This window comes from Pseudomonas sp. (genome assembly GCF_046581935.1).
GTDB lineage: Bacteria > Pseudomonadota > Gammaproteobacteria > Pseudomonadales > Pseudomonadaceae > Aquipseudomonas.
In genome coordinates this window covers 328,820-348,676 of record NZ_JAYGFK010000003.1, presented here as the reverse complement: position 1 = coordinate 348,676, position 19,857 = coordinate 328,820, and the positions used below count along the sequence as shown (strand labels likewise).

The 19,857-nt window shown below is 60.0% G+C and carries 19 protein-coding genes and 2 pseudogenes; 16 read left to right on the top strand and 5 right to left on the bottom strand.

The window, feature by feature from the left end:
- Positions 1-2: 2 nt before the first annotated feature.
- The 3 genes from VCA57_RS03595 to VCA57_RS03585 all read right to left on the bottom strand — a co-directional run bounded on the left by VCA57_RS03595 (position 3) and on the right by VCA57_RS03585 (position 4,084).
- Positions 3-1,805 (bottom strand): ABC transporter permease subunit, encoded by a 1,803-nt coding sequence (locus VCA57_RS03595; RefSeq protein ID WP_411183587.1) that lies wholly within the window; start codon positions 1,803-1,805, stop codon positions 3-5.
- On the bottom strand, positions 1,802-2,839 hold the full coding sequence (locus VCA57_RS03590) for a branched-chain amino acid ABC transporter permease (protein WP_411183585.1): 1,038 nt from the start codon (positions 2,837-2,839) through the stop codon (positions 1,802-1,804). Before VCA57_RS03590 ends, VCA57_RS03595 begins: the two co-directional genes overlap by 4 nt.
- A gap of 96 nt (positions 2,840-2,935) precedes the next feature.
- Positions 2,936-4,084 carry an ABC transporter substrate-binding protein gene (locus tag VCA57_RS03585; RefSeq protein ID WP_411183584.1) on the bottom strand — a complete coding sequence of 383 codons (1,149 nt, stop codon included), beginning with the start codon at positions 4,082-4,084 and terminating at the stop codon, positions 2,936-2,938.
- Positions 4,085-4,766: 682 nt separating this feature from the next.
- Between VCA57_RS03585 and VCA57_RS03580 the strand changes: the two genes are divergently transcribed.
- The 14 genes and pseudogenes from VCA57_RS03580 to VCA57_RS03515 all read left to right on the top strand — a co-directional run bounded on the left by VCA57_RS03580 (position 4,767) and on the right by VCA57_RS03515 (position 16,926).
- Positions 4,767-5,888 carry an amidase gene (locus VCA57_RS03580; RefSeq protein ID WP_411183583.1) on the top strand — a complete coding sequence of 374 codons (1,122 nt, stop codon included), beginning with the start codon at positions 4,767-4,769 and terminating at the stop codon, positions 5,886-5,888.
- A 14-nt stretch (positions 5,889-5,902) separates the two neighbouring features.
- A pseudogene (gene iacA / locus VCA57_RS03575) lies at positions 5,903-6,994 on the top strand (indole-3-acetate monooxygenase); the annotation flags it as partial.
- 59 nt (positions 6,995-7,053) lie between these two features.
- A pseudogene (locus VCA57_RS03570) lies at positions 7,054-7,098 on the top strand (hypothetical protein); the annotation flags it as partial.
- On the top strand, positions 7,095-7,457 hold the full coding sequence (locus tag VCA57_RS03565; protein WP_411183582.1) for an IacB protein: 363 nt from the start codon (positions 7,095-7,097) through the stop codon (positions 7,455-7,457). The pseudogene VCA57_RS03570 and the gene VCA57_RS03565, both read left to right, overlap by 4 nt.
- 5 nt (positions 7,458-7,462) lie before the next feature.
- On the top strand, positions 7,463-7,996 hold the full coding sequence (locus tag VCA57_RS03560) for a nuclear transport factor 2 family protein (protein WP_411183581.1): 534 nt from the start codon (positions 7,463-7,465) through the stop codon (positions 7,994-7,996).
- 56 nt (positions 7,997-8,052) lie between these two features.
- Positions 8,053-9,318 (top strand): aromatic ring-hydroxylating oxygenase subunit alpha, encoded by a 1,266-nt coding sequence (locus VCA57_RS03555; protein WP_411183666.1) that lies wholly within the window; start codon positions 8,053-8,055, stop codon positions 9,316-9,318.
- Positions 9,319-9,345: 27 nt separating this feature from the next.
- A complete protein-coding gene (locus tag VCA57_RS03550; protein ID WP_411183580.1) occupies positions 9,346-9,822 on the top strand; it encodes an aromatic-ring-hydroxylating dioxygenase subunit beta in 477 nt (158 codons plus the stop codon).
- 10 nt (positions 9,823-9,832) lie between these two features.
- Positions 9,833-10,573 carry an SDR family NAD(P)-dependent oxidoreductase gene (locus tag VCA57_RS03545; protein ID WP_411183579.1) on the top strand — a complete coding sequence of 247 codons (741 nt, stop codon included), beginning with the start codon at positions 9,833-9,835 and terminating at the stop codon, positions 10,571-10,573.
- Between the two features lie 78 nt (positions 10,574-10,651).
- Entirely contained in the window at positions 10,652-11,611 is a 960-nt protein-coding gene (locus VCA57_RS03540) for a PDR/VanB family oxidoreductase (protein WP_411183578.1), read from the top strand.
- A 12-nt stretch (positions 11,612-11,623) separates the two neighbouring features.
- Positions 11,624-12,124, top strand: coding sequence for a flavin reductase (locus tag VCA57_RS03535; RefSeq protein WP_411183577.1), 501 nt, complete (start codon positions 11,624-11,626; stop codon positions 12,122-12,124).
- Between the two features lie 192 nt (positions 12,125-12,316).
- Positions 12,317-13,564: an OprD family porin gene (locus VCA57_RS03530; protein WP_411183576.1), complete on the top strand. Its 1,248-nt coding sequence runs from the start codon at positions 12,317-12,319 to the stop codon at positions 13,562-13,564.
- 117 nt (positions 13,565-13,681) lie between these two features.
- Complete coding sequence (locus VCA57_RS03525) at positions 13,682-14,992, top strand: MFS transporter (RefSeq protein WP_411183575.1); 1,311 nt, start codon at positions 13,682-13,684, stop codon at positions 14,990-14,992.
- A 95-nt stretch (positions 14,993-15,087) separates the two neighbouring features.
- Positions 15,088-16,287 (top strand): alpha-hydroxy acid oxidase, encoded by a 1,200-nt coding sequence (locus tag VCA57_RS03520; RefSeq protein WP_411183574.1) that lies wholly within the window; start codon positions 15,088-15,090, stop codon positions 16,285-16,287.
- A gap of 15 nt (positions 16,288-16,302) precedes the next feature.
- Entirely contained in the window at positions 16,303-16,926 is a 624-nt protein-coding gene (locus tag VCA57_RS03515) for an NIPSNAP family protein (RefSeq protein WP_411183573.1), read from the top strand.
- 33 nt (positions 16,927-16,959) lie between these two features.
- Here VCA57_RS03515 and cobM read toward each other — a convergent pair whose 3' ends face one another.
- Together cobM and VCA57_RS03505 are read right to left on the bottom strand one after the other, a co-directional pair.
- Positions 16,960-17,706 (bottom strand): precorrin-4 C(11)-methyltransferase, encoded by a 747-nt coding sequence (gene cobM, locus VCA57_RS03510; protein ID WP_411183572.1) that lies wholly within the window; start codon positions 17,704-17,706, stop codon positions 16,960-16,962.
- Positions 17,703-18,149: a cobalamin biosynthesis protein gene (locus VCA57_RS03505; protein WP_411183571.1), complete on the bottom strand. Its 447-nt coding sequence runs from the start codon at positions 18,147-18,149 to the stop codon at positions 17,703-17,705. Before VCA57_RS03505 ends, cobM begins: the two co-directional genes overlap by 4 nt.
- 259 nt (positions 18,150-18,408) lie before the next feature.
- On the opposite strand from VCA57_RS03505, the gene VCA57_RS03500 reads away from it, so the two are divergent.
- Both VCA57_RS03500 and VCA57_RS03495 read left to right on the top strand, forming a co-directional pair.
- Positions 18,409-18,927 (top strand): sigma-70 family RNA polymerase sigma factor, encoded by a 519-nt coding sequence (locus VCA57_RS03500; RefSeq protein WP_411183570.1) that lies wholly within the window; start codon positions 18,409-18,411, stop codon positions 18,925-18,927.
- Positions 18,924-19,850: a DUF4880 domain-containing protein gene (locus VCA57_RS03495; protein ID WP_411183569.1), complete on the top strand. Its 927-nt coding sequence runs from the start codon at positions 18,924-18,926 to the stop codon at positions 19,848-19,850. Before VCA57_RS03500 ends, VCA57_RS03495 begins: the two co-directional genes overlap by 4 nt.
- Positions 19,851-19,857: the final 7 nt, after the last annotated feature.

Sequence of the window (19,857 nt, the reverse complement as noted above, 5' to 3'; positions counted from 1 at the left end):
CTTCACTCCGCTCCGCCGAGATAGGCTTCGAGTACTGCCGGGTTTTTCTGTACGTCGTCGGGCAGGCCTTCGGCAATCTTTTGTCCGAACTCCATTACCGTGACGCGGTCCACCAGGCCCATGACGAAGTCCATATCGTGTTCCACCAGCAGGATCGCCATGCCTTCGCTACGCAGCTTACGCAGCAGGTCGCCGAGGGCTTCCTTCTCCTTGTGACGCAGGCCTGCGGCGGGTTCGTCGAGCAGCAGCAAACACGGGTCAGCACACAATGCGCGGGCGATTTCGAGGATGCGTTGCTGGCCAAGGGCGAGGCTACCGGCTTCCTCATAGAGGTAGTCGCCGAGGCCAACTCGTTCCAGCTGGCGCCGGGCTTCACGCAGCAAGTCTGCTTCTTGGCCGCGCTCCAGGTGAAGCAGCGCCGGTACGATGCCCTTGTCGCCACGCAGGTGAGCACCGATGGCGACGTTCTCCAGCACACTCATGGTCGATAGCAGCTTCACGTGCTGGAAGGTCCGGCTCATGCCCATGTGGGCGATGCGGCGCGAGGGAATGCCATTAATCTTCTCGCCAAGGAACAGCACCTCGCCCTCGGTAGGGGTGTCGACCCCGGAGAGCTGGTTGAACATAGTGCTCTTGCCGGCACCGTTGGGGCCGATCAGTGCGAGGATTTCTCCGGCGTGGATTGATAGGTTCATCTGGTTATTGGCTACCAAGCCGCCGAAGCGCTTGGTCACGTTACGCGCTTCGAGGATCACCTGGCCGCTATTTGGTAGGTCTCGGCGCGGTAGTCCGCTCGGCTGGTCATCTGCTCTTGGGGCATTGTGGCCGTTGCGCCAACTGGCTGGAACCAAACGCACCAGCAGTGGCCATAGACCGCCCGGAGCGCGCTGCATGAGCAGCACGATGAGCAGGCCGAAAACGATTGTTTCGTAATTGCCCTGGCTGCCCATCAGCATGGGTAGCCAGTCCTGCAGCCATTGCTTGAGCATGGTCAGAATGCCGGCCCCGAGGAGGGCACCCCAAACGCTACCGACACCGCCTATCAGCGCCATGAACAGGTAGTCGATACCCATGTTCAGACCAAACGGCGTCGGGTTCACGAAGCGTTGGGTATGTGCGTAGAGCCAGCCCGAGATGGCGGCGAATAACGCCGAGATAAGGAACACCACCAGCTTGGAGCGGAAGGTATTCACGCCCATCGACTCAGCCATTATCTGACCGCCCTTGAGCGCGCGGATGGCTCGGCCTTCGCGGGAGTTGAGTAGGTTGCGGGTGATTAGGATCGCGACCAGTAACACAACCCAGATCAGGTAATAGATCTTCTCACCCTTATCCAGGGATAGGCCGAACAATGAGATCGACGGCAGGTCGGCGATGCCAGTCTGGCCGCCTAGGCCATCTAAGGTGCCGAACAGATAGTAGAGCGAAATGCCCCAGGCGATAGTGCCGAGCGGCAGGTAGTGCCCGGACAACTTCAGGGTCAGGGCTCCAAGCAGTAGGGCGACGCAGGCCGTGAGGGCGATACCCACCAGTAATGATAGCCAGGGTGAGCCGGCGGTCCAGGCGAGCCAGACTGGCAATTGCTCGGCGGTGGTCAGGTAGGCGCTGGTATAGGCCCCGAGTCCGACGAAAGCTGCCTGGCCGAAGCTGGTCATGCCACCGACACCAGTGAGTAGGACTAGACCCAGTACTACCAAGGCATACAGGCCTATGTAGTTGAGCAGGGTAATTTGGAAGGACGGCAGTAGCAGTGGCGCGACGCCGAGGACAATAACCAGCAGGGTGACGAGCAGGCGCGGTTTCATTCTTCTTCCTCCACGTGACGGCTAGTCAGCGAGCGCCAGAGCAGGAACGGGATGATCAGGGTGAACACGATGATCTCTTTGTAGTTACTGGCCCAGAACATCGAGAAGGCTTCCACTAGGCCAACTGCCAGCGCGCCCAAGGCGGCGATGGGATAGCTGACCAGGCCGCCGATGATGGCGCCAACGAAACCTTTCAGGCTGATGACGAAGCCAGAGTCGAAATAAAGGGTGGTGATCGGGGCGATGAGAATCCCCGAAAGGGTGCCAATGAAGGCCGCCAGGGCGAAGGTCGCCTTGCCCGCCAGGCTCGGCGATATGCCCATCAGCCTTGCACCCATGCGGTTCACCGCGGTGGCGCGCAGGGCCTTGCCATATAGGCTGCGTTCGAAGAACAGGAACAGGCCGACGATCAACCCCAGTGAGACAACGATGACCCACAGTGTCTGGCTATTCAGTGTTACCGGGCCGAGCTCCAGCCCCGCCTCGGAGAACGGCCGAGTGCGTGCACCTTCGGGGCCGAACAGCAGCAGGCCGACACCTACCATGGCTACGTGCACGGCAATCGAGACAATCAACAGCACCAGCGAGTGGGCACCAGCGATGGGCTGGAAGAACAGGCGATACATCTGTGGACCCATAGGCACCAACAGGGCCAGGGTCAGCAGGGCCTGGATCGTCATGGGCAGGTCTGCCAGTAATAGGTTCTGCACCAGCAGCACCATGGCCACGGCATAGGCGAGCTTGATTGGCAGCCATTTGGGTAAACGAAAGCCGTGGCCTTTGCGCAGTACGCCGAGAAGATCCAGGGCGCAGTCGATCACTGTCAGGACGAGTAGCAGCCAGACTAGTTTGGTTGGCTGACCCGCCTGCAGCGCGGCCATGGTCAGCGCGCCAAAGGTGACGAACTCACCTAGGGGGATCAACAGAATCCGTGTCACGGTAAATACTAGGAGAATGGAAAGCGCCAGCAGTGCGTAGATCGCACCGTTGGTCACGCCATCCTGGCCTAGCAGCATGGCTATCTGAAAGTTCATTGCAAGGCATCCTCAACTGCAGGGTTCGCCAGCGGCACGCGGCAGGCGGGCTGTCCAGATGGATGCCCGCCGATTTTTAGTTATTGAGGGAGCGATTTACTTGAGCAGAACCCATTTACCGTTCTTCACGGTAATCAGCTCACGACCACGGGTGTCGAAGCCGCTGTGGTCCTCGGGCGACATGTTGTATACGCCCTGAGTCGCAGCCAGCTCGTGGGTTTGTTCCAGTGCATCACGCAGGGCTGCGCGAAATTCCGGGGTGCCTGGCTTGGCGTTCTGTTCGGCCAGGGGAATGGCTTTCTCTAGCAGCAGGCCCGCATCGTAGACATTGGCACCGAAGGTGGCAGGCTCGCGACCATTGAGCTTGGTGTACTCATCAATGTACTTGCGGGCCACCATTTTGGATGGATGGTTGTCCGGTATTTCATCAATCACCAGCATCAGGCTAGCGGCCAGGATGGTGCCTTCAACCTTGCGCCCGCCCAGTTGCAGGAACGCTGGCAGAGCAGCGCCATGGGTCTGGTAGACCTGGCCCTTGTAACCCTGGTCGAACAGCGTGGCCTGCGGCATTACCGCTGAGCTGCCTGGTGCGGCGACCAATACTGCGTCCGGTTTGGCCATGAGAATTTTCAAGCCCTGGCCGGTGGTGGATGTGTCCTGGCGTTGGAAGCGCTCGTTGGCGACGATTTTCATGCCGTTCTTGTCGGCCAGGGCAGTCATAACTTTGCCCCAGTTCTCGCCATAGGGGTCGGCGGTACCGATCAGCCCGAGTGTTTTTACCCCGGTTTTGACCATGTGCTCGACCAGGGCTTGGGCGATCAGCTCATCGTTTTGGGTGGTCTTGAATACCCATTTCTTCTGCTCTGTCATGGGCAGTACTACGGCGGCGGTGCCGACTGGTGCGAGTAGCGGCGTGCCCGACTCGGCGGCGAACTGGATGACCCCCATGGCGTTGGGCGAACCGCTCGGGCCGATGATGGCGTCGACGTGTTCTTCGTCGATCAGTTTCTTGAACGCTTTGACTGAAGCCGTCGGATCACTGCCGTCGTCCAGTGATATGTAGGTGATGTTCTGTTCGCCGACTTTCTTCGGCATCAGCGCCACGCTGTTCTTCTGCGGGATACCGACCAGGGCTATAGGCCCGGTCGAAGAGGTGATCACGCCGATTTTTACATCGGCCTGAGCGGCCATCGACGCGCAGAGCGCACTCAACATCAGGGTGGACACAGCTTTCTTAAACAGCATGTCGTGCTCCAGGGTGCAAGGCTAATAAGCGGGCTGAACGGCGGTACCCAGAGGTATCGGAAAAGCCTCTCGTAATGCGCCCGGTGATATTCACCGGCTAAGGCATCACCGCCTGATGGCAGCCGGTGAGCTAGCGACGAAATTGCAGATTGCATGCCAGAACTCGAGCTGCACCAGCAGTGCGCGTATCTCCCCCAGCCCTCTACGCTCCCAAAAAAATGCGTATTGCCAAGCGCCATTGAGCGCCTGCGGCACCAGTAAAAACAGTGATCTGAGCTATTTTTTCACATAATAATTAAGGTGAAAAAACCATCAAAAAACTATGATTTTCTACAGTTAAAAATGGCGTGTATTTCTTTTTAAACGAGCGTTTTTTATTTCACTCGAGCTGTCCGAAAATCAGCCAGGTAACACTTTTGTGCGCACTTGTTTTTACTTTAAACGATCGTATCTTATTGTTTTATATGGGTTTATTTTATTATTTTGGCGTATTTTAGCTTTCTTGGAGAGCGTTACCAATCTGCACGCTGCTGGTGCTTTTAATGGAATTTTGCACCAAATTCGGACGCAAATATTTTTCGTATAATTCAATTGACAATTCACGTAAATGTGACGATTTTAGATTTAGCGAATTGGCAGCCTCGTGCTCGCCACGCCAGCAACGTTCGAGAAGGTAGATGGCATGACGATGGTGATCGAGCAGATGAAATTAGGCGGCACTGGCCTGAAGGTGATGGTGAAGGACACCATCGATATTTCTGGCTATCCGACCCGCGCCTCCAGTAGAGCGCTGCAGGACGTTGGGCCAGCCCCGCAGAATGCCGCCGTGGTGGATGCGCTGTTTAACGGTGGTTGCCAGATTATTGGCAAGACCGTTCTGCACGAGCTTGCCTTTGGCACTACCGGTATCAACCATTACGCCGGTACTGCCGAGAACCCGCGTTACCCCGGGCATATTCCAGGTGGCTCCTCCAGTGGTTCGGCTGCAGCGGTTGCTGCTGGGCTCTGTGATTTTTCCTTGGGCACCGATACCGGCGGCTCCGTGCGTATTCCGGCTTGCTGCTGCGGCGTGTTCGGCTTCAAGCCTACGTTCGGCCGCATTGATCGCCGCGGCGTGATGCCTGCGCAGACCAGCCTGGATTGCGTCGGACCCTTCGCCGGCAGCTTGTCCCTGCTGATTGAGGCGATGCGCATCATCGATCCATCGCTCAAGCCATTGCCAGAAGTCGAAAGCATTCGTATCGGTATGGTCTCGGTCGAGGCATCGGCCGAGGTGCAGCGTGCTGTCGACGCGGTGCTGGATGCCAGTGGCCTGACGCTCGGCAAGGTGCAGCTCCATAGCATGCAGGCCGCTTATGACGCCGGTATGGTGATGATCAATCGCGAGACCTGGAATGCCTGCGGTCATCTACTCGATAGCGGTCTGGTTGCCGCGGATGTTGCTGGCCGCTTACAGGCCGCTGCGCAGACCAGCGATGCCGCACTGGCCGACGCCGAGCAGGTACGCACCATCTTTACTGCTGAGGTGGATGCTGTCCTAGAGCGCTTTCCGATCCTGGCGCTGCCGACCATGCCGGACTACCCACTGCGTCTCGAGGATGCTGCGGATACCCGTGCAGTACTGGGTATGACTGCGTTCGTGAGGCCTTTCAATCTTTCCGGTCACCCGGCATTAACCATCCCCTTCGAAGGGGAATCCGGTTTGCCGGTAGGCCTACAACTCATCGCCGCCAAGGGCGCTGACGAACTGCTTCTGGCGGTCGCTGGTGAACTGTTGCGTCGCCTCGATTCCAACCTTCTCTGATCGTGGAGCCTGTCATGACTTCGCTCAACCTGGCCGGCAATACGCTGCCTGCCGCCATCACCGACAATCAGGCCTTCGCGGCACTGCTGGTCGATATCAAAAAACGCGCCCGTACTGGCGAGTTCGACCGCCTTGGCTATATCGCTGAGGACGTGATTAACGCCTTTAAGGCTCTCGGTGTTTACCGTGCCCTGGTACCTCGCCGCTTCGGTGGTGACGAGCGCTCGCCAGGCGAGTTCTGCGCCATGGTCGAAGAAATTTCCAGGGCAGACGGTTCTGCCGGCTGGGTTGCCAGCTTCGGTATGAGCCCGGTTTACCTGGCCTCGCTGCCGCTGGAAACCATCAAAAAGGTCTACGCCAACGGCCCCGATGTGGTCTTCGCCGGAGGTATCTTCCCGCCGCAACCAGCCGAAGCTGTGCCGGGTGGCTTCAAGGTCAACGGCCGCTGGAAGTACTCCAGCGGCTGCATGGGGGCCTCACTGGTAGGTGTCGGTATCGCGCCGAAAACCGGTGACAAACTTGATCTGCCGCGCCTGGCTGTGATGCCGCAAAGCAAGGCGCGCATTGAACAGACCTGGGACACCGTTGGCCTGCTCGGTACTGGCAGCCACGACCTGGTGGTTGAGGATGTGGTGGTACCTGAGGAGTGGACGTTTGTGCGCGGTGGTGCGGCCAATCTTGATGAGCCGTTCTTCCGTTACCCCTCGTTGTCCTTTGCCACTCAGGTACTGTCCGTGGTCGGTCTTGGGGTTGCTCGTGCTGCCTTGGACGAGCTGCGTGATATGGCTGCTGGACGCATCTCGGTAACCGGTGCGCCGGCGCTGGCCGACCGGCCACTGGCCCAGGTAGAGATCGCCAAGGCCGAAGCTGCGTTGCGTGCGGCCAGAGCTTTCTTCTTCGACTCTATCGAGGACGCCTGGCAAGTAGTGCTGGCGGGTGATCCGCTGCCGGCTGAGACAACCAATTTGCTGCGCCTGTCGTCGACCCACGCCACCCGTGTCGCCGCTGAGGTAGCACGCACCGTGCAGATGCTCTCAGGCATGACCGGCGTCTACAACAGCAGCCCGCTGGCGCGGTGTGTGAACGACGCCCAGGTGGTCACCCAGCATGCCTTCATGGGTGACATCACCTACCAGAATGCCGGCGCAATTTTCTTCGGCAAACAGCCCTTGCCGGGCTATCTCTGACCCTTATCTGGAGCCAATCATGAGCGAGAAAAAACCACTGCGCGTGCTGTTTTGCATGGGCATCAACCAGAATTTTTTTGACGCCCCGCGTGAAGAGCAGCTGGAAGTTTGGGCGGCGTTCAGTGCCATGTGGAACGGTATTCACGATCTGCCAGGGGTGACGGTATTCGGTAACATGGACGACGACCAGAGCATGGTTGGACCAAGCAGCGGCTTCCCCTGGACCACCTACCTGCTGGCCGACGTGCCGGACATCGAGACGGTACACGCCGCCTGCAACCTGTTCCGCACCACGGCGGTGGGCACTGGCCCGTACAAGCTGTGGCGCTACGTCAAGGTCGAGGCCCGTACCGGCCGTGAACTGATCATCCAGCGCGCGTGATCGTCATGTCGAACGAAGCCCTAATCGCCAATCTCGAAGCGCGCCTCCAGCGCTTCGAGGCCGAGCATGCGATCCGCACCTGCATGAACCGCTACATGGTGCTGTGCGATGCCCTTGATGCCAGCACGCCGCTGGCCGAGCTGGCCGGTCTGTTCACCAGCGATGCGGTGTGGGAAGGCAAGGGCGCGAAGTACGCCAACAGCTTTGGTGGCTACCGCGGTCGCGAGGCGATCGGGGCGATGTTCGCCACTTACATGAAGACCCCCGCGCACTTCGCCATCAACGTGCACTTCCTGACCAGTGAGCTGATCGAGGTCGATACCGACGGCGCATTGGGTAGTTGGGTGATGTTGCAAACCTCGACCTTCGCCAGCGGAGCCTCGCACCTCAATGCCGCGCGGTTGACCGTGCGTTTCGCCGAGGAAGACGGGCAATGGCGCATGGCGCATTTCCAGACCGAGAACCTATTCAGTCGCCCGGTGGATGCCTGGAACAGCGAGGCGGCTTTGCCCGTACCAGGCAGACCCACCGCTGAATGACTCAAGAATTTTTGCAGTCGGCCAAATAAGCCGACGAGGAGCCAACCGTGAATAACATGATCGATGTCGTGAACCTCGAATGCGATCCCGCCGAACTGGTGCAGGCCGACCGCGTACACACCTCGCTGTACACCGACGCCAAGCTGTTCGACGCCGAGATGGAAAAAATCTTCTACAGCACCTGGGTTTGGGTCGCGCACGAGAGCGAGATTCCGGACGCCGGCAGCTACAAGAGCACCTTTATCGGCAAGCAGCCGGTGATCGCCGTGCGTGACCGCAAGAAGCAGGTTAACGTGCTGCTCAACCGCTGCCGTCACCGCGGCGCCACCGTGTGCGAACACAAGAAGGGCAAGACCAACAGCTTTGTCTGCCCCTATCACGGCTGGGGCTACGCCCTAGACGGTTCGCTGCGCGGCATCCCGCACCCGGACAGCTACGGCGATTGCCTGGACAAGAGCGAACTGCCATTGGTCAGCCTGCGTACAGAGAGCTACGCCGGGATGATCTTCGCCACCTTCAAGGACGACATCGAACCGCTGGTGGACTTCCTCGGCCCCGCCAAGAAGTGGATGGACCTGTTCATGAAACAGGGTGCCGGCTACGGCATCAAAGTGCCGGGCGAACACCGTTTCCGCTTCCCGGGCAACTGGAAGATCCAGCTGGAAAACACCACTGACGCCTACCACTTCCCACTGGTGCACAAATCGTTCCTGCACTCGGTGGATCAGCAGACCATGGATATGCTCGATTTCGTTGACGGCTCCGGCTACGTCGAAGACCTGGGCAACGGACACAGCGTGATGGTGATGATCCCGGACCTGATCGACCTGGAAGCCAACCTCGACCTGCCGATTCCGACCCGCTTCGAGAGCCTGGCGCAGGAGCTGCGTGACGACGGCATCGAGGAGCAGCAGGTGCGTCGCATCGTGCGTGCGGTGGGTGGCTCGGGCTTCAACCTCAATCTGTTCCCCAACATTGCCTGCTCCATGGCGTTCTTCCGGGTGCTACAGCCGATCTCGGTCAACGAAACGGAAATCCATCACGCGGTGATCACCATGGATGGTGGTCCGGCTGCCGCCAACCGTTATCGCCTGCGTCTGCATGAGCACTTCCAGGGCCCAATGGGCTTTGGTACGCCGGATGACTCCGAGGCTTGGGAGCGGGTGCAGAAGGGTGCCAGTGCCGGCGAGGACTTGTGGATCATGCTTAACCGCGGCCTGCCTGGCGAGAAGCCGAGCGAGGACGGGCTGGTCAGCGATGTCTCAGCCGAGACCGGTATGCGTGCGGCCTACCAGCAGTGGAAAAAAATGATGTCGGCCTGACCGACCAGACCGACGGAGAACACGAAAATGAATCTGCAATTACTTCAGGAAGTCACCGCCTTCATCTGGCAGGAAGGCGACATGCTTGATCACAGCGAATACGACGCCTGGTTAGCGCTGTGGGCGGAGAAGGGTACTTACATCATCCCGATTGACCCCACAGAAGAGGATTTCGAGAACACCCTCAACTATGCCTACGACGACGCCCACATGCGTCAGTTGCGGGTACAGCGGCTGATCGGTGGCGAGTCGATATCCACCAGCCCGCAGCCGCGTACGGTACGAACCGCCGCCAACTTCCGCATCCTCGCCGCAGAGGGCGACTGGATACAGGTGCGTTGTTCGCAGCACCTGCGCGACTTCCGCAAGGACGTGCTCAAGCACTACAGCGCCGACCTGACCTACGACCTGGTGCGCAGCGGCGACAGCTTCCAGATCCAGCGCAAGCTGATCCGCCTGATCAACTCCGACGATACCCTCGCGGGTATTGGTTACATCCTCTGAGGGCTTGGCCATGAAGCAGATCGCATTGGTCACGGGTGCTGCCCAAGGGCTGGGTTACGCCATTGCCGCCCGGCTGTTTGCCGCTGGCTACGCAGTGGTTATCAGCGACCTCTCTTTGGAGGGGGCCCAAGCTGCGGCCAAGGCGTTGGACGCCAGCGGTGAGCGGGTGCTGGCGCTCAAGTTGGACGTTACCAGCAAGGCCGATTTTGAGGCGGCACTGGCCGCTACCCTGGCGCGCTTCGGCGGCCTACAGGTGCTGGTCAACAACGCGGCGATGACCATGACCACGCCGGTGATGCAGATCAGCCCGGAAGAGTTCGACCGCGTCATGAGTCTCAACACCCGCAGCATCTTTGTCGGCTGCCAGGTCTTTGGCACGCACATGGCGGCGGCCGGCTACGGGCGCATCGTCAACATGGCCTCGCTGGCCGGGCAGAACGGTGGCACGGCTACCGGCGCACATTACGCCGCGTCGAAGGGGGCCATCGTCACCCTGACCAAAATCTTCGCCAAGGAACTGGCTGCAAACGGCGTGACGGTCAATGCCATCGCACCGGGGCCAATCGACTCACCCATGGTGCACGCTGCTGTGCCGCCTGAGCGTATGGCTGAAATGCTCGCCAACATTCCGGTGGGACGCCTGGGTAATGCAGATTTTCTGGGTGACCTGATTGTCCAGCTGGCGCGGCCGGAGGCCTATTTCACCACTGGGGCTACCTGGGACGTGAATGGCGGCTTGTTCATGCGCTGAGCTTCAACGAACACATGATGCGACGGCCGAACCAACGGCCGCGTTCTTACCTTGACGTGCAATGCGGGTGAGCCCGAGATGATTGAACAACTCTTGACGGTGCAGGTGCGCAAGCGCCAGCTGCAGGGCGACGGTGTCGTCGTCCTTGACCTTATTCCGGTGGGTGGCACCACGCTGCCGGCTTTTGAAGCTGGCGCCCATGTGGATATCCACATCGCCCCTGGCCTAGTGCGCCAGTACTCGCTGTGCAGCGACCCGGCGGACAACGCGGTATACCGCCTTGGTGTGCTCAGGGATCCTGCCTCACGTGGCGGTTCTATGGGCGTGCATGACACCCTGCTGGAAGGTGCCGAGGTGCAGATCAGTGCGCCGCGCAACCTGTTTCCTCTGGCCAGCGAGGCGCGGCGCTCAATCCTTATTGGTGGTGGCATCGGCATCACGCCGATGATCGCCATGGCCTATGCGCTGAATGCCAAAGGTGAGGATTTCGAGCTGCATTACTGTGGCCGCTCGCGCAGCCGCAGTGCGTTTCTTGATGAGTTGCAGAGTGCCGATTTCGCCCAGCGTGTGCATACCCATTTCGACGATGAAGCGCCTGAGCAGAAGCTCGATATGGACCGCGTACTCGGCCAGGCCGAGGCCGGCGTCCACGTCTATACCTGCGGGCCTTCCGGATTTATGGACTGGGTTATTGGTGAGTCGCTGAAGCATGGCTATGCCGATGACCATATCCACCGCGAGTATTTCCAGGTGGAAGTGGACAACAGCGGCGCGAGCTTCGAAGTGGTCGCCGCGCGCAGTGGCAAGACCGTACAGGTCGCCGAAGGGCAGAGCATCCTCGAAGCGCTGGCAGAGGTCGGCATCAAGATCGAGATCTCCTGCGAGCAGGGTATCTGCGGTACTTGTCTGTGCGATGTGCTTGAGGGCGAGCCGGATCACCGCGACGTGTACCTGACCGATGACGAGAAGCAGGCCAACGATCAGATCCTGGTCTGCTGCTCGCGTGCCAAATCGCAAAAACTTGTTCTGGATCTCTGAGGAGGCAAAACGATGGTCGATGTAAGCGGATTCCGCAACGCCATGTCCCGACTCGGTGGCGCCGTGTCGGTGATCACTACCGACGGCCCTGCAGGACGGTTTGGCTTCACTGCCTCGGCGGTGTGCAGTGTTACCGATTCGCCACCCACTTTGTTGGTATGTATGAATCGTTCATCATTCTCCAATACACACTTCAAAACCAATAGTGTGCTGTGTGTGAATGTATTAGCGGGCACCCATCAGGATGTTTCAGGTACGTTCGCGAATAGAGATTTAACTATGGAAGAACGCTTTTCCACTACACCGTGGAGCACCCTTGAAAGTGGCTCGCCGGTAATGGAAGAAGCCTTAGTTAACTTTGATTGTCGTATTGCACAAGTTCATGAGGTCGGCTCTCACAGTATCTTTTATTGTGAGGTGCTGACGATCAAGCAAGGCTCAAGTGATGAGGGCCTTGTTTACTTCAATCGCTCGTATCACAAGCTCTGCGAGGCTTCAAAGGCCGTTTTTTAAAGCAGTAAACGACTGTAAATAATAATTAAATGGTTGATCTTCCTAGTTGGAGGATATAGCCAAGTTTCGACTTTTGTTTATGAAAAGTGGTTGATAACAAAAACAACCCAGATTAACTGCCGATACTAAAGTTTTGCGCCATTAATCTGCTCCCACGGCACTTCGGTGCATTAAAACAAAGGAAACATCTCTATGTTCCGCGATAAGTTTATTGTGCGTGCGTTGCAAGTTCCCTGTGTGCTCGGATTGCTCTCACCGTTATTGGCGCAGGCCGATCTGGTGGAAGACAGTCACTTGAAACTGGACATGCGTAACTTCTACCTGAACCGCAACTTCACCCACAGCGATGCACCGGTTTCTGAGGTACACAGCTGGTCGCAGGGCTTCGACCTGCAGTTCACCTCGGGTTATACCGATACCCCGCTGGCCTTTGGTGTGGATGCCAACGCGCAATATGCCCTGCGCCTGGACGGTTCAGGCAATGACGGCTCGCTGCCCTACAGTGCGGCTGAGCGGAAACAGGCGGATGACTACAGCCGTGCTGGTGCGACTTTCAAGATGCGCTACTCGAAGACCGAGCTGAAAGTTGGCGACCATCGGCCGCAACTGCCAATCGCCTACAACGATGCCAGCCGCCAGCTGGATACCATCTATCAGGGCGCGGTGGTTGAATCCAAAGAGATCGATGGCTTGACGCTTACCGGCGGGCGCTTCTGGTCTGCAGTCACGCGTGAGTCGAGCAACCACGAGAAGCTCTACAAGTGGGGCTCGACCGACAACCTGGACAGCGATGGGCTGGATTTCGGGGGAGCTACCTACAACGTCACCAAGAACCTGCAGGCCAGCTACTTCTATGGCGTGCTGCACGATATCTATCAGCAGCACTACTTTGGCTTGATGCACATGGCTGATCTGGGTGGTGGCTACAAGCTGAAGACCGATCTGCGCTACTTCAACAATAACGAAGATGGCGACGCCTTGGCTGGTGAAGTGGACAACCGCTCTTACGGTGCGCTGTTCACCTTGCTCAAAGGCAATCACATGTTCGGCGCCAGCTACCAGCGCATGCTTGGTGACAGCGTGTTCCCGACCATGAACGGCTACATCCCCAACCCGTATTTGGTGAACTGGTCGTCCCTGGCTTTTGTGCGTCCGGGCGAGCGTTCCTGGTCGGTGCGTTATGGCTATGACTTTGCCGGCTGGGGCGTTCCTGGACTCAAGCTGTATACCCGTTATACCAAGGGCACCAACTGGGATCGTGGGGCGGGCCTTGCCAACAACGAGGAAAGCGAACGCAACATCTACCTCAATTACGTGCTGCAGGACGGCCCGCTTAAGGGGCTCGGTTTTGATCTGCGCAACATCAACACCAAGCAGAAGTACGGCAGCGACTACGACGAGTATCGCTTCGCCACCACTTACACCTGGAACTTCTGGTAAGTCCACTGGCGGGCGCCTAGGGCGCTCGCCATGGATGTTGGGCGGACGCTCAGGCACCGTCCTTGGATTATCCATCGCGCGAGTGGTCGAGTAGGCCTCCGCGCTGAGGAGTGCAGTATGACCCGTCACGCTACCGCTACTCCGGGTGGCACGCCCATGCGGCGTATTGTCTTCGCTTCGGTGCTCGGCAATGCTCTGGAATGGTACGACTTCTTTCTGTATGGCACGGCTGCCGCGCTGGTATTCGGGCCGCTGTTCTTTCCTGCTGGCACTGACCCGGTACTCGGCACTATGGCGGCATTCGCCGGCTTTGCCGTGGGTTTCGTGGCTAGGCCGCTAGGTGGGTTGATCTTCGGCCATCTGGGTGACCTCCATGGGCGCAAGAATGCTTTGGTGATCACGTTGTCGATGATGGGTGTGGCGACCTTCCTGATGGGCTTGCTGCCGACCTTCGAGCAGGTCGGCTATCTGGCACCGATCAGCCTGGTGATCCTGCGCGTCGTCCAGGGCATCGCCTCGGGCGGCGAGTGGGGTGGTGGTGTGCTGATGCTTAGCGAGAACGCCCCAGCCAAACGAGTAGGCTTTTACGCGGCCTGGAGCCAGCTGGGGGTTTCCGGCGGTTTCGTGCTCTCCGCAGCAGCGTTCTATCTGGTGCAGATGCTGCCCGAGGCGCAATTCATGAGCTGGGGCTGGCGCCTTCCGTTCCTGCTCAGCATCCTGATCTTTGGTGTCGGTATCTACATTCGCCGACGCTTGCCGGAAAGTCGCGAGTTCGCTGAAAACGTCGCGAAGAGCGACGTTAAGGCGCACCCGCCTGCGCTACAGGTTCTGCGTGAGCATCCCAAAGCGGTATTGCAGGCGATGGGCCTGCGGGTTGCGGAGAATGGCGGTGCCTACATTTTCCTGTCCTTCTCCATGGCCTATGCCAAGTTCACCGGATTGTCGACCCAGGTGGTGCTGATCGGGGTGATGTTGGCGATGACCGTTGAGGCCTTCAGCATTCTTTTTTGGGGCTGGCTGTCCGACCGTATCGGCCGGCGTGCGGTGTATGCCATCGGCTCGGTGAGCCTGGCGCTATTTGCGTTTCCGTTCTTCTGGCTGATGGACACTCACCAGCCGCTGTTGGTCTACCTGGCCCTCTTGCTCGGCCTGCCGTTCAGTCACGCGGCGATGATTGGTACCCAGCCAGCTCTGATGGGCGAACTGTTCCCCACTCATGTGCGCTACACCGGCCTGGCCATGGGGCATGAAATTGCCTCGATCTTTGCCGGCGGCCTAGCACCTCTAGCGGCTACGGCGTTGTTCGCCATGTACCGCGATGCCTGGCCGGTATCGCTGATGCTGGTTTTCTTCAGCCTAGTCACCACCCTGACGCTGTTCAGTATCAGCCGTAATCGCCCTTATGCCGCGCAGGAAGCGAGCACCTAGTCCTCTTTTATGGAGTTTCAGCTCCTTTGCCCGGGGCGCTCTCCCGGGCCTTTTTACAGTTGAGCGATACCGCAGGTATCGCTGAGGATCGAAATATGCGTCGTTATTACCATGGCAGTGACCTGCAACGAGTTCATAGCATTGCTGAGCTGGCAGCACTGGCTCGTCAACGGTTGCCCTATTTTGCCTGGGAGTATTTGGCCGGCGGTGCCGAGGATGAACTGACCCTGCAGCGCAATCGTCAGACCTATGCCGAGGTCGGCCTGCAGCAGCGTGCGTTGGTGCCTTGCCATGCAGCGAGCACCACCCGTGCCCTTTTCGGCAAGCAGGCCGCATTGCCGCTGCTGATCGGCCCTACCGGCTACAACGGCATGCTGCACCGCGATGCAGATATTCATCTGGCGCGCGCCGCGACCGCGCGTGGCGTACCGTTCTGCCTGAGCACCGTGGCCAATGCCTCACTCGAGGAGATCGTCCACCAAGTGCCAGGTGTTGACCTGTGGTTTCAGCTCTACGCCATGCGCGATGCCGCCATCCAGGCCGACCTGCTGGCCCGCGCCAAGGCGGCCGGTGTTAGTACTCTGTTGTTGACCAGCGATGCGATGGTGCTGGGCAACCGCGAGTGGGACAGGCGCAACTTCGTGCGGCCACGTCAGCTCAGCCTGCGCAACAAACTGCAGGTGCTGCGTCATCCGCGCTGGTTGCGCCAGGTGATGTGGCCCCACGGCTTGCCGTCGATGGGTAACCTCGATCCTTACCTGCCAGAGGGTGAGCGCACCGCCCTGGGCTCAATGCAGTTCATCGGTGAGCAGATGGACACGTTGCTCGACTGGGATGCCTTGGCCAGCTTGCGTGACCAGTGGGCCGGGCAGTTGCTGCTCAAGGGCGTGCTTCACCCGGCCGATGCCGAGCGCGCCATCGCTCTCGGCCTGGATGGCGTGGTGATCAGCAACCACGGCGGACGCCAGTTGGACGGCGCGGTGAGTGGGCTCGATGCCTTGCGCCTGATCGCGCCCTTGGTTCGTGGCCGACTGACGCTGCTGCTCGATGGCGGCATCCGCCGTGGCAGCGACATCGCCAAGGCCCTGGCTTTGGGCGCCGATGCCGTGCTGCTTGGGCGGGCCAGCCTGTATGGCGTGGCCGTGGCGGGGGAGGACGGCGCAGGACGTGCGCTCGACCTGCTTGGCGAAGAGCTGCGCCGCACACTCAACCTGATGGGCTGCCCCGATATAGATCATCTCTCGGCCGAGTGGCTGACCTTCAACATGCGGCCCGCCAGCGTGCGGCTCGACTGACCGACCGGAGTACCCATGCTTTTGTATGAACTGATCACCTTCACCCTGCGCGTGCGCACCCCGGCCGCCGCTCTGCCGCGCCTCCAGGCGGCCCTGGCGCAGAGCCTGGATGGTGTCGAACTGATGGGCTGTTGGCTCTCAGAAATCGGCCCGCAGAATCGCATCGCCCTGCTGCGAGGCTTCCCCAGCGAAGCGCTGCGTCAGGCCGAGCGAGAGCGCTATCTGCTGGCCGCCGATGCCTTCGGTATCAGCGAGTTTTTGCTCGACATGCAGGCCCACGACTACAGCCTGTTTCCCTTCCTCGAACCCCTTGCCCCCGGTGCTCACGGTCCCTTCTATGAGCTGCGCGAGTACGACCTGATTCCTTCCGGCCTGCAACCGACTCTCGACGGTTGGGAAAAAGCCGTGGGGCCGCGCACCGCCCCCTGCTATTCAGCGGTCTATGCGGCCTTTTACGCCACCTCGGGCGCGCTACCTCGCTACCTGCATATCTGGCCCTACGCCAGCTTGGAGCAACGTCTCGACGTGCGTACGCGGGCAGTGGCAGCCGGCGTCTGGCCACCGGAAAACTCAGGGCCGCAGCTGCGTACCATGAACTCCATCGCCTATCTGCCCGCGAGTTTTTCGCCGTTGCAGTGAGCCTTACAGAGCCTGTTCAGTTGTTCAGGCGTCTTACGACCTGAACAGGTGACGATGCTCGGCGTTGTACAGCGCCGAGTCGGCAAATTGTTCGGCGTGTAGCACGCGGCCGACGAGGATCAGTGCGGTACGGCGAAAGCCCTTGGCGCGTACTTGTTCTTCGATGGTGGCGAGGGTGCCGCTGACCCAATCTTGATCCGGCCAACTGGCGCGATGGACCACGGCAATCGGACAATCCGCGCCGTAATGCGGCAGCAACTCGGCGACGATCTTGCTCAGATGTACCACGCCCAGGTGGATGGCCATGGTCGCGCCGTGGCGGGCCAGGTCGTGCAGCTGCTCTCCCGCCGGCATTTCTGACTTGCTCGCATAGCGGGTGAGAATCAGGGTTTGCGATACCTCGGGCAGGGTCAGTTCGCTTTCCAGCAGGGCGGCGCAAGCCGCTGTGGCAGTGACGCCGGGAATGATCTGGAAGGGAATGTTCAGCCGGCGCAGGTGGCGGATCTGCTCACCAATCGCGCCGTACAGCGACGGGTCGCCGGAATGCACGCGGGCCACGTCCTGGCCTTTGCTATGCGCCTGGGCAATCAGCGCGATGATTTCATCCAGGTGCAGCTCGGCGGTGTTGATCACCTGCTCGGCGTTATGACCTTCCAGTACGGCCTCGGGCACCAGCGAGCCGGCGTAGAGAATCACCGGGCAGCAGCGTAGCAGGCGCTGGCCTTTGACGGTGATCAGCTCGGGGTCGCCGGGGCCGGCACCGATAAAATAAACAGTCATGGCAGGTCCTTGGGGGCAATCAGGGCCAGGGCGCAGGTAGCGCTGGCGTTGCGGGTTTTACCGCCGAGCAGACGGGCAGGGCTTTCGTCGCTCAAGCGTTCGGCCAGCGCGAGGGCGCAGGGCTCAGCCACTGCCGGGCTGCCGGTAATGGCCAGTGTACGTGGCGAGCCTTCAACGCGCGGCTGATAGGGCAGCAGTTCTGCTGGGCTGAAACAGGTCAGGCGCAGGCCGAGGTGTTCGGCCAATGCCTGCAGGCCCGGCTCGTCATTTTTGTGCGCGATGCTGGCCAACCCCGCCAAGTTATCCAGCGTCAGGCTATGTGCCTGCAGGCTGTCGATCAGCACTGTGGATAAGTCCTCGACGCTGCAACCGCTGCGACAGCCCAGCCCTGCGACCACCTGAATGGCGGCGGCGGGGCGGCTAGGGGTTGGGCTAGGCATCATCAAGCGGGCTCATGGTGTGCGGCGGCGTAGCTCAACATGGCGGCCGGCAACGGTCAACCGCGATAGACCTGTTGCCATGGTCTTACCGCGTTGGTCGAGTGGCAGCTGCTTGTGTATCGGCTGAATGGTTTGTCGTAAGCCTTTGCAGCTAGAGCATTTGCAGCACGCTAACGGTTGAAATAAGAACGATTCGCGATTAATGTTCGTGCGGTTGCCATGCTTGTCCGTGGCGTTTCACCCTGCTGGCTTGGGCCGCGTCATGTCGTTACCTGAAACCGATTCGATCATCCCCCTCGACGTGCTCTACGGCACGCATCGGAGCTGGCTGCATGGCTGGCTACGCCGTTCCGTCGGTTGTTCGCAGCAGGCGGCGGATCTGGTTCAGGACACCTTTCTGCGTCTGCTGGTGCGCGGTCAGCCGATTAATAACAGTGCGCCTCGTGCCTTGCTGACGCGTATTGCTCGCGCTCTGGTGATTGATCACTGGCGGCGTGATGCGCTGGAGCGCGCCTACCTGGAAGCGCTGGCGCAGATGCCCGAATCGAGTCATCCCTCGCCGGAAGTTCGCCACGAGGCGCTACAGTCTTTGGAGCGCATCGCGCAATTGCTCGATGACCTTAACCCGGCTGTACGCAAAGCCTTTCTGCTGTATCAGCTCGGCGATCTGAGCCATGCGCAGGTGGCGCAGCAGTTGGGGGTTTCCAGCCGTACCGTCGAGCGCTATGTGGCCAGTGCTTTGTTGCACTGCTATCGCCTGTGTTTCGAGACGGAGCAGTGAGCGCGGCCGAGCGTCTGCCGGAGTCCATCGTCTGCACGGCTATCGAGTGGCAGATGCGTTTGCGCGGCAATGCCGGCAGTGCCGAGCTACAACGACAGTTGCAGGCTTGGCTGGCGCAAGACGAGCTTCACCAAATGGCCTGGCAACGCTTGCAGCAGATGGCTGGCCTATTCCAGGTCAAGCAGTTGCCCGCTGCCGGGCATGCCATTCCGCTGTTGCAGCGGGCGGAAGCCGATCTGACTCGGCGACGCATGCTGAAGCTGCTCGGTATTGGTCTGACGGCGGGCAGCGCGACGCTGTTGGCCACCGCAGCGCCGCAGGCCTGGCGTGCCGATTTTGCTACGGCCACCGGGGAGAGCCGCCGGGTAAGTCTGGATGATGGCAGCCAGGTGCTGCTCAATACCGGCAGCGCCCTGGATATGCAGGGACAGGCTTTGCTGCTGCGTGCCGGTGAAGTGTTGGTCGAGGGCGCGCAGTGGCAGGTGCACTGCCGTTTCGCCGAGTGCAGGGGGCAGCAGGCGCGGGTCGTGCTGCGTGAACGCGACGGCTACAGCGAGATTCGCGTCGAGCGCGGTGATGTGCTGGTTTCCACCCCGGCTGGGCAGCGCTGGCTGCAGGCGGGCGATGGCTTGGGGGTGTCGGCAACGGCCATGACAGTGCTCGGCAAAGGCCCGCTCGATCCTTTTGCCTGGGCGCGTGGTTTGTTGCTGGTCAATGACATTCGCTTGGCTGACTTTCTCGCCGAGGCCGGACGCTACCGCCAGGGTTGGCTGGGTTGCGATAAGGCGGTGGCTGATTTGCGCCTTTCCGGGGTCTTTCGCCTGGATCAACCTGAGCTGATGCTGCGCAACATTAGCCATCTGCTGCCGGTGGCAGTCGTCGAGCACACCCGCTGGTGGGTACGCGTCGTGCCGGTTGCATAAATAACCT

Bases quoted from the DNA above. Each gene is read 5' to 3' on its own strand.
- cobM (WP_411183572.1), bottom strand. From the start codon at position 17,706: ATGACTGTTTATTTTATCGGTGCCGGCCCCGGCGACCCCGAGCTGATC.
- VCA57_RS03505 (WP_411183571.1), bottom strand. From the start codon at position 18,149: ATGATGCCTAGCCCAACCCCTAGCCGCCCCGCCGCCGCCATTCAGGTG.
- VCA57_RS03590 (WP_411183585.1), bottom strand. From the start codon at position 2,839: ATGAACTTTCAGATAGCCATGCTGCTAGGCCAGGATGGCGTGACCAAC.
- VCA57_RS03525 (WP_411183575.1), top strand. From the start codon at position 13,682: ATGACCCGTCACGCTACCGCTACTCCGGGTGGCACGCCCATGCGGCGT.
- VCA57_RS03520 (WP_411183574.1), top strand. From the start codon at position 15,088: ATGCGTCGTTATTACCATGGCAGTGACCTGCAACGAGTTCATAGCATT.
- VCA57_RS03595 (WP_411183587.1), bottom strand. From the start codon at position 1,805: ATGAAACCGCGCCTGCTCGTCACCCTGCTGGTTATTGTCCTCGGCGTC.
- VCA57_RS03500 (WP_411183570.1), top strand. From the start codon at position 18,409: ATGTCGTTACCTGAAACCGATTCGATCATCCCCCTCGACGTGCTCTAC.
- VCA57_RS03585 (WP_411183584.1), bottom strand. From the start codon at position 4,084: ATGCTGTTTAAGAAAGCTGTGTCCACCCTGATGTTGAGTGCGCTCTGC.
- VCA57_RS03540 (WP_411183578.1), top strand. From the start codon at position 10,652: ATGATTGAACAACTCTTGACGGTGCAGGTGCGCAAGCGCCAGCTGCAG.
- VCA57_RS03580 (WP_411183583.1), top strand. From the start codon at position 4,767: ATGACGATGGTGATCGAGCAGATGAAATTAGGCGGCACTGGCCTGAAG.
- VCA57_RS03530 (WP_411183576.1), top strand. From the start codon at position 12,317: ATGTTCCGCGATAAGTTTATTGTGCGTGCGTTGCAAGTTCCCTGTGTG.
- VCA57_RS03515 (WP_411183573.1), top strand. From the start codon at position 16,303: ATGCTTTTGTATGAACTGATCACCTTCACCCTGCGCGTGCGCACCCCG.
- VCA57_RS03560 (WP_411183581.1), top strand. From the start codon at position 7,463: ATGTCGAACGAAGCCCTAATCGCCAATCTCGAAGCGCGCCTCCAGCGC.
- VCA57_RS03545 (WP_411183579.1), top strand. From the start codon at position 9,833: ATGAAGCAGATCGCATTGGTCACGGGTGCTGCCCAAGGGCTGGGTTAC.
- VCA57_RS03535 (WP_411183577.1), top strand. From the start codon at position 11,624: ATGGTCGATGTAAGCGGATTCCGCAACGCCATGTCCCGACTCGGTGGC.
- VCA57_RS03555 (WP_411183666.1), top strand. From the start codon at position 8,053: ATGATCGATGTCGTGAACCTCGAATGCGATCCCGCCGAACTGGTGCAG.
- VCA57_RS03550 (WP_411183580.1), top strand. From the start codon at position 9,346: ATGAATCTGCAATTACTTCAGGAAGTCACCGCCTTCATCTGGCAGGAA.
- VCA57_RS03565 (WP_411183582.1), top strand. From the start codon at position 7,095: ATGAGCGAGAAAAAACCACTGCGCGTGCTGTTTTGCATGGGCATCAAC.